General features: G+C 52.7%; 12 protein-coding genes. 3 read left to right on the top strand and 9 right to left on the bottom strand.

What is annotated here, in order from left to right; translation table 11 throughout:
• Positions 1 to 9: 9 nt before the first annotated feature.
• The 5 genes from holA to ACYVBJ_RS09155 form a co-directional block, all read right to left on the bottom strand.
• Positions 10 to 1044 (bottom strand): DNA polymerase III subunit delta, encoded by a 1035-nt coding sequence (gene holA, locus ACYVBJ_RS09175; protein ID WP_460981989.1) that lies wholly within the window; start codon positions 1042 to 1044, stop codon positions 10 to 12.
• A 30-nt stretch (positions 1045 to 1074) separates the two neighbouring features.
• Positions 1075 to 1680 carry an acyl carrier protein phosphodiesterase gene (locus ACYVBJ_RS09170; protein ID WP_460981988.1) on the bottom strand — a complete coding sequence of 202 codons (606 nt, stop codon included), beginning with the start codon at positions 1678 to 1680 and terminating at the stop codon, positions 1075 to 1077.
• Entirely contained in the window at positions 1677 to 2240 is a 564-nt protein-coding gene (locus ACYVBJ_RS09165) for a deoxycytidylate deaminase (RefSeq protein WP_460981987.1), read from the bottom strand. Before ACYVBJ_RS09165 ends, ACYVBJ_RS09170 begins: the two co-directional genes overlap by 4 nt.
• 216 nt (positions 2241 to 2456) lie before the next feature.
• Positions 2457 to 3785: an ABC1 kinase family protein gene (locus ACYVBJ_RS09160; RefSeq protein ID WP_460981986.1), complete on the bottom strand. Its 1329-nt coding sequence runs from the start codon at positions 3783 to 3785 to the stop codon at positions 2457 to 2459.
• An 84-nt stretch (positions 3786 to 3869) separates the two neighbouring features.
• Positions 3870 to 4541 (bottom strand): TetR/AcrR family transcriptional regulator, encoded by a 672-nt coding sequence (locus ACYVBJ_RS09155; protein ID WP_460981985.1) that lies wholly within the window; start codon positions 4539 to 4541, stop codon positions 3870 to 3872.
• Positions 4542 to 4672: 131 nt separating this feature from the next.
• Here ACYVBJ_RS09155 and ACYVBJ_RS09150 point away from each other — a divergent pair, with 131 nt between their 5' ends.
• A complete protein-coding gene (locus ACYVBJ_RS09150) occupies positions 4673 to 5212 on the top strand; it encodes a hypothetical protein (RefSeq protein ID WP_460981984.1) in 540 nt (179 codons plus the stop codon).
• A gap of 24 nt (positions 5213 to 5236) precedes the next feature.
• The gene (locus tag ACYVBJ_RS09145) at positions 5237 to 5830 is read left to right on the top strand and encodes a DUF6624 domain-containing protein (RefSeq protein WP_460981983.1); all 594 of its coding nucleotides are present in this window, start codon (positions 5237 to 5239) and stop codon (positions 5828 to 5830) included.
• Positions 5831 to 5847: 17 nt separating this feature from the next.
• Here ACYVBJ_RS09145 and ACYVBJ_RS09140 read toward each other — a convergent pair whose 3' ends face one another.
• From ACYVBJ_RS09140 to ACYVBJ_RS09125, 4 genes are all read right to left on the bottom strand, one after another.
• Positions 5848 to 7983 (bottom strand): ComEC/Rec2 family competence protein, encoded by a 2136-nt coding sequence (locus ACYVBJ_RS09140; protein WP_460981982.1) that lies wholly within the window; start codon positions 7981 to 7983, stop codon positions 5848 to 5850.
• Positions 7980 to 8432 (bottom strand): GNAT family N-acetyltransferase, encoded by a 453-nt coding sequence (locus tag ACYVBJ_RS09135; protein WP_460981981.1) that lies wholly within the window; start codon positions 8430 to 8432, stop codon positions 7980 to 7982. Before ACYVBJ_RS09135 ends, ACYVBJ_RS09140 begins: the two co-directional genes overlap by 4 nt.
• 68 nt (positions 8433 to 8500) lie before the next feature.
• Positions 8501 to 9853 (bottom strand): M43 family zinc metalloprotease, encoded by a 1353-nt coding sequence (locus ACYVBJ_RS09130; protein ID WP_460981980.1) that lies wholly within the window; start codon positions 9851 to 9853, stop codon positions 8501 to 8503.
• Positions 9834 to 10796, bottom strand: a complete 963-nt coding sequence (locus ACYVBJ_RS09125) for a PhoH family protein (protein WP_460981979.1) — start codon at positions 10794 to 10796, stop codon at positions 9834 to 9836. The genes ACYVBJ_RS09130 and ACYVBJ_RS09125 overlap by 20 nt, the downstream gene beginning before the upstream one ends.
• 359 nt (positions 10797 to 11155) lie before the next feature.
• Here ACYVBJ_RS09125 and dnaB point away from each other — a divergent pair, with 359 nt between their 5' ends.
• The gene (dnaB, locus tag ACYVBJ_RS09120; protein WP_460981978.1) at positions 11156 to 12742 is read left to right on the top strand and encodes a replicative DNA helicase; all 1587 of its coding nucleotides are present in this window, start codon (positions 11156 to 11158) and stop codon (positions 12740 to 12742) included.
• Positions 12743 to 12746: the final 4 nt, after the last annotated feature.

Raw genomic sequence — 12746 nt, 5'->3', positions numbered from 1 at the left:
TATGAATTGTTAGTGGAGCACCTCAAAAACTAATTCGCGCAGAATATCGCTCTCGTTCATCGTGGGTGCATCGATTCCTTTGCTACGGGCATCGGCGATACGTATTGCGTGAATGATGTCGGCCACTTTCAGGAGCGGAAAGGTGCGGGCCGCCGACAGGTAATCTTTCACAAAAAAAGGACTGATGCCCAGCAAAGAGGCCAAGCCTTTTTCGGATTGGTCTTTGGACGCCTGCACCAGTAACACTTTGCTGAAGTAGCCAAATAGCTGAGCCAGAATGACCACAAGGGGATTGTCTTTGGGATTACGGCCGAAATAATCGACGATCCGGTTCGCTTTCACGACGTCGCGCTGAACGAGCGCTTTCTGGAGTTCGAATACGTTGTATTCTTTACTGATGCCAACCAGCCGCTCAACCGTATCAGCAGTAATCTCTTCACCTACGTGCAGGTTGATCAGAATTTTGTCAATTTCTCCGGCTAATCGTTTCAGGTCATTGCCAATATGATCGGCCAGCAGTTGACACGCTTTCGGGCTGACTTTACTGCCCTGTTCGCGGCAATACTCCCCTACCCAATCCGGTATTTTGTTATCATAAAGTTTTTTAACGCCCAGCAATTTGCCTTTGGCACTGAACGCTTTTACCCAGGACTTTCGCTCGTCCAGACCCGGCTTGCCATCTTCCTTTACGTAGCACAGCATCAGAATCGTGCTCGCCAGTGGATTCAGGGCGTAATCTTCCAGCAGCGTCTGCGCCGACTTGTCATTAATGCCAGACAGCTGCTGCGCTTCTTTTACCAGTACCAACTGACGTTCGGCCATGAATGGGTAGCGACGAGCGTAGTTGATCACCGCTCCTACGTCCGCATCTTTTCCGAACAGAACAAACTGGTTAAAACCGCGCTCGGCGACCGGAACGGCTACTTTTTCGAGTTCGTCAGCGATGCGGTCGAGGTAATACGGCTCATCGCCATGAATCAGATAAACAGGAGCAATCCGCTTGTTACGGATGTCTTTTAGCAGGGTATCAACGGCAGCAATCAACGGAGCAGAAAATTCATTTTATGCACAAAATTAACCCACATCGGTTAAGCGAACCAGCGTTTGCCCAACGTGAGCGACCAGTTGAGGCCAAAATCGCCGAAAATGATGGTCAATATGACTGTAGTACCGTTCGAGATCAACAATCGCCGTATCTAGTCCTGACGGGAAAGCGGTCCGGCGCGACAGCCCTTTCAGGGAGCGATCGATCCCATCCAGCGTCTGGTAGTTCGTCAGCCAGTCGTAGCGTACCATCGCATCGAGCATCCGAACGGCGGGTGCGGGCAGACGCGTTACGTTCCGTTGCAGTGTTTCGTAGAAATAGCCCGTAAAGTCGGACAACGATTCTCCAGTCAGCGGTTGAAAATTGACAGCCAGAAAATGATCGAAGAAGATATCGACGCCCGCCCCGGCGTATTTATGACAGCGCGGGCGCAAGAGATTTCGTACCGCTTCTACTTCGGCATGCGCGTCTGTGAACGTATCAATGGCCCGGTGTACCCGAACGCCCAGCACTTCATCGGGCGCTAACGCATGGCGCGGGTGAGTCGGATCGCCCTTGATGAAATCGCCAATAAAATTACCGATGAGAATACCTTCGTTTCGATTGGACAGATAGCCATGTGCCAGAATATTCATCGTTGAGCCGATTCAGTGCCCGACGCTGCCGCGCTTTTGGGAAGGGGTGGTTCCGCCAGTAACGTAACGCCCTCACCCGGCACGTACCGTTCAACAACTACGCCGAACCGACGCAGGAAATCAACGCCTTCGTCGGACGTAATGCCTTTGTATTCCGCATACGAGTGCAGGTAGATCACGCGGGCAATCTTCATGCTGTAGATAATGCGGGCGCAGGCAATGCAAGGGGATAAGGTAACGTAAATAGTAGCGCCTTCGATCTCCGACCCGTTTTTTGCTGCGTACAGGATAGCGTTCTCTTCGGCGTGCAATGCCAGCGAACACGAGCCTTTCGAGTCGCGGGGGCAGCCCACACCCGCGTACTCTTCGTCGCAGTTGTGCGTACCGGCGGGCGGGCCATTGTAGCCAATGGAGATAATGCGGGTGTCGCGGGTCAGGACGGCCCCAACCTGCGCTTTGATGCAATGAGAACGCTTGGCCAGGTTAACGGCCAATTCCATAAATATATCGTCGAATCGGGGCTTAGCGTGGTTTACGGCCGTATCGGAGGTAAGTAGCATACGGTAAAGATAAGTACATTCGCCCGTTTTATGACCTTAGCTCCGGCACGATAAACGACAGAACATGTACTGCTATGGTCTTTATCAGCCTATTGGCGAAATCTACAGTTGAGCCATCAACGCTGCTACTCAGCGGCAAACGGGCGAATAAACAAACGAGGGGTTGATACGGCAGAAACACCGGATCACCCCTCGGCAACAGACTGGTTGATTAGCTTAGGCCGCTACCGCCTTCTTCGAGCGCAGCCACTCCGGCTTCGTCGTACGGACGCGGGCTTTCAATTCGTTCAGCATGGCGTATAGGCCATAATACGTACGATTTACGTATAACCCATCCTGCGAGCCCCGAACTACTTTCGACGAGCGGAGTTCTTCCAGCCGCGACAGTTCATCGGCAAACGCATAGACTTTATTGAAATACTCGTCGTCGCCGAAATCGAATTCCTCCACGGCAAACGGGGCTCCCAGCATTTCAATCATCTGAAGGAACAGCGCCGAGAAGAACTTGCGGTCTTTAGGCGAATCCTGTTCCACCAGAAACTCAAGATTCGTGAAAATCTGCTGGGTGAGCGCTTCGTCCTGAATCGTGTCCGGATTGATCAGCCGGAAGTAGTTATCGTAATAAAAGTCCGGGATGACCTTTACGCAGCCGAAGTCAATAACGCCCATCGTCCCGTCGGCTCGCATCAGGAAATTACCGGGATGCGGATCAGCGTGTACCTGACGGAGGGTGTGAATCTGATAATCGTAAAAGTCCCAGAGCAACTGCCCAATCCGGTCGCGTGCTTCCTGCGAAGGATTTGTCGCCAGAAACTCTTTCAGGTGCAGCCCGTCGAGCCAGTCCATCGTCAAAATACGCTTACTCGAATACTCAGGATAGTATTTTGGAAAAACCAGTCCGTCGATGTGCGCGCAGGCTTGCGAAATCTCGATGCTACGTCGCAGTTCCAGTTCGTAATCAGTTTCTTCGAGCAGCTTGCTTTCCACCTCGCCCATGTACCGATCAATCTGCCGCTCATCGAGATTCAGCAGTCGAATCGCCAGCGGTTTGGCGATTTTAAGATCGGAGCTTACGGCATCCGCTACGCCGGGATACTGCACCTTAACAGCCAGTTTCCTGCCATCTTTCCAGGCCTGATGCACCTGTCCAATGCTAGCCGCATTGACCGAATTAATGTCAAATTTGTCGAATAGTTCGCCCGGTGCCTTCCCGAAATACGTCCGAAACGTCTTCACAACCAACGGCCCCGACAAAGGAGGAGCTGAATACTGAGCCATGGTAAACTTATCCGAATACGCCACTGGCAGCAGGCCCCGGTCCATACTCAGCATCTGCGCCATCTTCAGGGCGGACCCTTTCAGTTCGCTCAGCGCATCGTAAATGTCGGCGGCATTGTCCTTATGCAATTCTTCCTTCGAACGCTCAGGGTCCAGCAACTTTTTGCTGTAATGCTTAATATAATTGCCCCCGACCTTTACTCCGGCCTTCACAAACTGGCTGGCACGGGCAACTTTAGTCGTTGGAACGGAGTTTTGGGTTTTCATATGCTCAAAGAGCGAAAAATGGAAGACCGGGTCGCCGGTGCGATGAAAGAGTGCTTTACGTAAGCCACTCTTCCATTCTTTCGCTCATTTATTTTGATAGATGAATTTAGCGAAGTCGAACAGCGTATCTAAGGGTGACCGGCCAATGAGATCAAAGGCTGTGTTGACCGCTTTTTCGATTGCTGTATCGGTTTTTTCGAAGTTCTTGCTTACGTCACGCACCCAGAAATCCAGCAGAAACAGGGTCTGATTCCAGAGTGCATTGGGGTAGCGGTCCGTAATGAATGGGCGCGGTTCTACTTCCTTACTTTCGCGACCCTCAGCCAGCAGATCGCGGGCATAATCATAAAACGAATCTTTGAATGGATACAGCACCCGGCTCTCACCGACTTGTCGGCTGGACGGCATTCCAATAGGACGCTGTCCCATCCGCTCAGCCTGCAACCGCCCGTAGCTATAGACCACAAAACTGCGTTGCGCCTTCAGCAGCTCAATCCAGGTATAGTAAAAAGCAAGCAGTTTTTCCCGTACCGAATAGCCCTGATACGTAGCGTCGGCTTCAACCGTAACTTTGGCATCCTGGAAGAACGCTAACCAGATGTCCGCTTCAATGGCATCGAACGAGGTATAGTAGTTGTAAAAATCAGCTTCCGAAAGCTTTAATTTTTTGGCAAACTGAAAGACAGAGGTAGGTTGTTTGCCGTTTTCAAGAACGTAATCGGTGTACGCCTTGCGGATTTTTTCGAGCGTTTCCATACGTATTGACAACGGCTGGTTTGGCGAAAAAGTTTAGCGGCTCTTTACCGATCCAATGCGTGGTTCGTTTGTCTTTTTTACCGTATTTCGTTGTTTAATTTCAGTTCTTCTTACAAACCTGACAATTAGCGATGCGCTATAAAGCACTACGGCTGGGCATATTGAGTCTGCTCACTCTGATCAGTCTACAAAGTTTCGGGCAATACCCCTACGGTGGGGGCATGGGTAGAGGCATGGGCGGTATGGGCCGCATGGGTGGTCAGGACATGGGCGGAGGTCCCCGTTCGTCGATCCCGAACATCGCCGGCGAACTGGCCAATAAAGAAACGAAGTGGCTGAAAGAAAACCTGGCACTCGACAAGGACCAGGCCAAAGCCGTTAAGAAACTTAACAACGAGTACGCGCAGCAGCAACAGGACGCCATTAAAGATATTGTCGGTAAGGATGGCAAACCCGGTCCCGATACGCGGAAGCAGATTCAGGACATGATGATGATGCTGAACGAAGAAAAGGAAGACCAGCTCAAAACGCTGCTCACGGCCGATCAGTGGACGCTCTATCAGTCTAAAAAGCCCGAAATGCAGAAAGAGATTGGCGGATTCCGGCCACCAGCAAAGGGGATGCAGGCTCAGGCCGATTCCTCTGCTCAGTCGGCGGCTCCCAAGCAGTAACCGGCAGGTCGTTACGTCACAGCCATGCTCTATTCAGTCCATGCTCTGTTGCTCATTCGTTTGCAGGACGAAGATCTTCGGGTCCGGCAGCAGTTGCTAGAAAAAGGCTTGTTATCAGACGGCTATAATCCGCAGATGGAGGCTGTGCACCTGGCTAACGCGGATCAGTTAAACACAATTATCGCTGAAATTGGCTGGCCTACCCGTATCAAAGTGGGTGAAGAGGCCAGCCACGCAGCCTGGCTGATTGTGCAGCACGCCATAAGTCTGCCTGCGTTTATGCGGTTTTGTTTGGGGTTAATTGAGCAGGAAGTCACGCTTGGCACAGTTGACCCGGTTAACCACGTCTTCCTGTACGATCGGGTTGCCATGTATGAGGGACGTCCTCAGCGGTTTGGTACGCAATTTATCAGCGATGAACTGGGCAATCTGGTTCCTTACCCGTTTGATGCGCCAATGGATACAGTCAATAAACGGCGCCAAGCGCTGGGCTTACATTCCGTTCAGGAACGGCTCAGCGAGTTATCTGAAGGCCTGGCTGCAAAACCGCCAGCCGATTTTCAGGAGCAGCAGAAAGCGTACGACGACTGGCGCCGGAACGTCGGCTGGATAGACTAAGATACCGGCTACTAACATTACTTTAGCTCCGCTACGTAAGCGCCCATCTGCCGGACGGAGTAGCAGGTGATGTTACGTTGTGCGGCCTCGGCCAGCAGCTTATCGGTCAACGGCGTTTTATTCGAATCGTCGAAGATAATATGCCGGGCCACTACCCGACCATTGAGTTGGTTCCAATCGCGTAATGCGTTCCGGCGGATGATCAGATAATCAACCACCGCGGGCAATCGCCAGGCATTGCGCCCGGTCAGCTTATTCACGATCAACAGTGATTTCCCCCGCCAGACCCACAGCGCGTAGTCACGAGTTTTGTAATAATTTGGTATTGTCGTCAGCGAGTCGGCACCGGCGTTAGCCTGTATTATGTTCTTCACACCCCACTGCCCGAACGTATTTTTCAGGTAGAAATCATAGGAACGCGTATCAGCTGAGTCCATATCTGTCAGTAATGTACTCGTATAGCCATCGGTTAAGCTGATCGCCGTGCGGTGAGGCAGAAAATGCACCGCCAGCCGCTGCTGATGGCGTTGGCTGTAATCGTCCCAGAGAATCAGATTAGCCAGTACCAAAGCGGATATACAGGTCGCCCAGAGGTAGACCCGGTTCCGCGTCAGCAGCAAAGCGGCTCCGCAACCGATCAGGAGATACGTAATGGTCATGACCTCGGGTGATAGCCACAAGCCATCCCAGGCTGCGCCCGGCAATTGCCCGGTTTGAGTAACAACCCCGTTCAGTAACCAGGCCACTTTCTGTAAGAGCCACCCCAGTCCTTCGTTCGCGTACGGTATCCAGCACAAACCCAGTGTCAGCATCGCTAACGGCAGTAGTATAAAGGACAGAATCATTACGGCTGGGTTGGCCAGCAGAAAGTAGGTTGGAAACTGGTGAAAATAGAATACGCCCAGCGGAAACGTAATGAGTTGCGCAACCAGCGCCAGCGCCGTTATTTCCCACAGCTTATTCAGCAAGCGGTTTCGAAACGTAAACGTTTGATAAAGGGACGATTGCCAGGCACCGATACCCGCTACGGCCAGGTTCGACAATTGAAAACCGGCGGAGAACAAAGCATACGGGTCGAAGCACAGGATGAAAAAAGCGGAAGCACCGAGTGTATTGGTCAACTGCTGCTGACGCCCCGACGCATTGGCAACAATCAGCATCGTAAACATAGCCGCCGACCGGAGCACGGGGGGCGACATACCCGTCACGAGCGCGTAGAACCATAAGATCATCAGTTGCAGGGCGGCCATTACCATTTTTCCGCGCGGCCGCCTGGTGAGGAAGCTTAAGACAAAGGTTAGTACCCAAAATAAGATACCGACATGCAGCCCCGACACGGACAGAATATGCACGGCACCAGCCGCCGAGTAAGCCCGGTACAGTTCAGTATCTAGGTCATCTCGTATGCCCAGGATCATGGCGTTTACGATGCCGTACTCGGCGCGGGTGCCAACCTGCCGAACCAGTACGCTGTCGGCCCACCGGTTTACGGTCGTAGCCAATTGAGTTATCGAATTTGGAGGATCGTGACCTATAATCTCCCGTTGGTAGGGCCGTACGTACTGCTGATGATAGATGTTGCGGTAGCTTAAATACCGTTTGTAATTAAACTCGCCGGGATTCAGGGGCGGATCTATCGGCCGGGGCGGTCCGGACACCAGCCAAACTTCGCCGTATCGGGGCATGGCCACATTGGATTTGTCCAGGTACACAATGACCCGCCCGCTGAGCGGCTGCCAGACCGCAGAACGACCGGGTTCATCTTTATCCAAAAAGCCAGCGAACTTCCCCCGCCGGACTGCCAATTCGACACGATATGTCTTGGCGCGCTCTTCGGGCTGCGCGGCTACTACACCCTCATACGCCTGCAACGTATCGGCAACGTGCAGCAGATTGTCACGTTGATTGCTGGCCGTGCGTGCATACGTAGCAACCCACCCCAGAGCAGCGAGCAGGAGAAGGACGCCGAGCCCCTGCCCGGTCTGAATTGGTTTTATCGCATTGTTTGTAGTTGCAACGACTCCGCGAATGAACAATATACTGCCGACCAGCAGGATGACCAGCGGCATAAGCCACAGGTCGGGCAAGCAGGCATACAGGACAATGCCGCCACTTAGTCCGGCAGCGTAGCGCACAAACGGGTGCCCCTTCATTGCTTGGAGTAAGCCGAACCAGGTAACACCATTTTGTAATGCTGGATACCAGCTTCCTCAAACATTGAGCCCACCGTAACGAAGCCAAAACTAGTATACAGCGGTACGGCCGTAAGCTGCGCGTGCAGGTAAATGCTTTCAATTGGCTCGGGTTGCTGGCTAAAAATATCGTCCAGCACTGCCCGCACCAGTGCTTTGCCAACACCCTGGCCGCGGTACGCTTTCAGGACAGCAAAGCGTTCCATTTTAATGCCATTGGACGTACGACGCCAGCGGGCCGTTCCACAGGGAGTTCCCCCGGCGCGGGCCAGAAAGTGCTGGCTGCTCACTTCAAACTCATCGTATTCCTCTTCCGCACTGACCTTTTGCTCATCGACAAATACCTGCCGCCGGATGGCAAACGCCTTATCAAGATCTTCAGGGGAAGAAATGGGTAATACCTCAATCATAAGGGTGGGTTTGATTATGGTAACGAATTGATGATTGCCGGTCAGTTCAATCGGCAATCGGAGCAAATCTACTGCACCAGCAAGCGCTTACTGACCCGTTCATTGGCGGTGCTGACCCGAACAATATACAGGCCCGTTGCCAGCCCATCCCGGGAAAACGAAACCCGCGTACTGGACTGATCCACATACTGCTGCGTACGTACCTGCCGCCCGGTCAGATCGAGAACATCAACCGTAAACGATTGAGCGCCTTTCAGTCGCACCTCTACAGTAGGATCGGACTGTGCCGGATTCGGATAAACATCAATAGCGAGGTTGTCGGATTCGGGAACCGGGCCCATCGCCGACAGCACCAGCCGCGCCCGCCGTGGACTCAGCGCCAAGACCGTACGCATACGGGCGACCTGGCCCTTGGTGAACAGGTTCATGCAGGCATCCGGCGAGTAATCCATATAATCCTCGGTCAAGTCTCGGGTCTGCGGTCCTCCATTACAGGTTGAGAACGTCTGGCGACATTGCCGCGTCTGGTTCGGTGCCTTCGTCGGGGGCGTATCAGCTACGTAGTCTTCGGCGCATCCGTCGCCGTCGCCCCACGTATGAAGCAAACCCAGCCAGTGGCCAATTTCGTGCGTGGCCGTCCGGCCCAGCCGATACGACGGATCCCGTACCGTGCCGATGTCCCGGCCAAAATACCGGTAGTCAATAATGGACCCGTCGACCCGTTCATTGGCGCTGTCAGGCAATCCGCTCAGGGTGTCCGCCATAGTCGGAAACTGCGTATAACCCAGGTATTCATCAATCTGCGTAACCCAGATATTTAAGTATCGATCGCTGGGCCAGTAAGCGATTGCAGACAGCAAGCTATCATCCTGAAATACATTAAACGAGGTCTTCTGCGGATAATAATGCCGGGTTATTCCGTTAGTCGGTTGTCCGTTCGGGTCGGTTTTCGCCAGAAAAAACTCGATGCCCGCATCGGCACCAATTGGGCTCGTATTGAAGCCATTTGTCCCCGTCTGTCGTCGGTAGTCTTCGTTGAGAACCTGGATTTGGGAGATGACCTGCTCGTCCGAGATGTTACGGTTCGTGGGACCACCCGTCTCGCCCGAAGCGGTATTATGGACTACGTGCACCACTACGGGTATCCGGAAAACTACATCGTCGACCTGCTGCCGCAGTTGCCCTTCGTTTCGCTGGGCTTGCTGAAGGAGCCGATTCAATTGATTGAGTTGCCGAAGGCGGTTCGGATCGCGCTTTTGTAAGATCCGCTCGTATTCAGCCGTTCCGCACCGCTTCGGAGCCGGGTCATGTTCGGTTTGTGCCTGAGCCATTACCGGTAAAGCACAGACAAACGAACCGGCCAGCCAACGCCAACCGGTTCGTTTACAGTGCCTGAGCCAGTTACTGACCTGCTTTGTCATAAGCTGTAATAATTTCTCGAACGAGTCGGTGACGAACCACATCACGTCCATCCAGCTCTACAAATGCTATGCCTTTAACGTTCTTAAGAATGTCGATCGACTCAATTAAACCTGATTTCTGTTTATTAGGCAAGTCTATCTGCGAACGGTCACCGGTTATGATTGCTTTCGACGTTGGCCCCATCCGGGTCAGGAACATCTTCATCTGCATGGACGTCGTGTTCTGCGCTTCATCGAGCAGAATAAACGCGTTATTCAGCGTTCGGCCACGCATATACGCCAGCGGAGCGATTTCGATAATCCGGCTCTCCTCATAGGATTTGAGCTTTTCGGCTGGAATCATATCGTCGAGCGCGTCGTAGATTGGCCGCAGGTACGGGTCAATTTTTTCTTTTAGATCACCCGGCAGAAACCCCAGATTTTCACCAGCTTCCACGGCTGGACGCGTAATGATAATTTTCTTAACTTCTTTGTTCTTCAGAGCCCGAACCGCAATAGCTACTGCGGTGTAGGTCTTACCCGTTCCGGCCGGCCCGATGGCAAACACCAGATCGTGCTTTTCGGCGGCTTCGACCAACCGTTTCTGATTATCTGTTTTTGCCCGGACTACCACTCCGCGGTTTCCGTACACGAGCACTTCCTCGTCGGGGATTACGGGCGGAGCCACACCTGCAGCGTTAGTTGGCTGACCGCTGTGGCTGATGTAATTCTGCACGTTTTCGTGGGTGATTTTACCGTACTTCTGGTAATGTTCCATCAATGAATCCATGATGTCACTGATGCGGGAGATTTCGGGCGTTGTGCCTTTAATCCGTATTTCGTTGCCGCGGGAGATGATTTTGCTCATCGGAAAAGCAGCAGCGACTTCCCGGATCGTATTATTCTCTACGCCCAGAAAGTCAATGAGCGAGATATTGTCGAGGGTGATGACTTTTTCGACCAAATGATGAATAGCGTTAAAGTGTGATTCCGAAAAGTAAGCGATTTCTTTGCTTCTACAACATCTTTTTAAGGAAAATTATTCGTTTTCGACCGATTCTTATTCACTGATTCGCTTTATAAATAAACGAGTTTTTTGTTGCAGGAATTTGGTATATTGCTGACGTACAGGCCCCTGTTTGCTTCTTCATGATGTACGCCCGAACCCCACCGCACCGTTGCTTAAATTTTCGAAAATTTTTTGGGAACGATAGCGCTAACATTACCAGAATGTTACGTGTCTTACTACCTCACTCAGCTACCTATGTCGGTTGGACGGGGCTTGCCTTATGCGGGGATGAATGCGTAAACTTGCAGTAAGACATGGAAAACAACACGCGCCCGAACCAACACCTTCGTAAACCATCTGCCTTCGCTGGCGGTCGTCAGCAAGCGGGTAACCATTGGCTCGATACCGGTCTTGGTAAGCTTCCTCCTCAGGCTCTGGACCTTGAAGAGGCCGTGCTGGGGGCGCTGATGATCGAGAAAGATGCGCTGTCGTCGGTTGTTGACATTCTCAAGCCCGAAACATTTTATAAAGAAGCCCATCAGCGGATCTACAACGCCATCCTGACTTTGTTTGGCAACTCCGATCCGATTGACCTGCTGACTGTTACGCAGCAGTTACGTAAAACGGGTGAGCTTGAACTTGTAGGCGGTGGCGGCTACGTATCGGAGCTAACGTTCCGGGTAAATTCGGCCGCCAATATTGAGTACCACGCCCGCGTCATCTCCGAACAGGCCCTGAAGCGAGCCCTCATTACGATGTCGTCGTCGATCCTGCGGGATGCGTACGAGGACACGACCGATGTATTCGAACTCCTCGACCGGACGGAGCAGTCGCTCTTCAAGATTTCGGAATCGAACATCAAGAAGAACTACGCCGATATGAGCACCATCGTTCGGATGGCGCTGAACGAACTGGAGACGAAAAAGAATCAGGAAGGGCTTACGGGCGTTCCATCAGGCTTCACCAACCTCGACCGCGTAACGTCGGGCTGGCAACCCACGGAACTAATCATTCTGGCGGCTCGGCCTGCCATGGGCAAAACTGCTTTTGTCGTTAGCGCCCTCCGGAACGCGGCTGTCGACCATGGTAAACCGGTGGCTATCTTCTCGTTAGAGATGTCGTCGGTGCAGCTGGTGAATCGTCTTATCTCGGCTGAGGCTGAGATTGATTCTGAAAAAATCAGAAAAGGGACGCTGGCTCCGCACGAATGGACGCAGCTTCACCATAAGATTCAGCGGCTGACCGAAGCGCCTATTTTCATCGACGATACGCCCGCGCTGTCGATTCTGGAGCTGCGTGCTAAATGCCGACGGTTGAAAGCGCAGCACGACATTCAGATGGTCGTAATTGACTACCTTCAGCTGATGTCAGGCGATACGTCGGGCCGGGGAGGTGGCAACCGTGAACAGGAGATTGCGTCGATCTCGCGGGCGTTGAAGAACCTGGCGAAAGAGCTAAACGTACCCGTGATTGCGCTTTCGCAGTTGAGCCGGGCCGTTGAAACGCGCGGTGGCGACAAGAAGCCGCAGCTCTCCGACCTTCGGGAATCGGGGTCTATCGAGCAGGATGCCGACATGGTATGCTTTCTGTACCGACCGGAGTATTATAACATTACGCAGGACGAAAACGGCAACTCAACAGCGGGTATTGGCGAGGTAATTATCGCTAAAAACCGAAGCGGCTCGCTTGATACGATCCAACTCCGGTTCATCAATAAATTCACGAAATTCTGCGACCTCGACTCGTATTTTGAGCCGGTTCAAACCCAAGGCTTTGCTCCCGACGTGAATGGGCTGAGTAGCTTCGAAACCCCGCCAACGGGTGGCAGCGTGTTCAAGAGCAAGGCGAACAATCTCTCTAACTTCGGCAACGCTGACCCAAGCCAGGAAACGCCGTTTTAGGGTG

The sequence above is a fragment of the Spirosoma fluminis genome (genome assembly GCF_054778895.1).
This window is presented reverse-complemented; position numbering and strand designations above follow the sequence as displayed.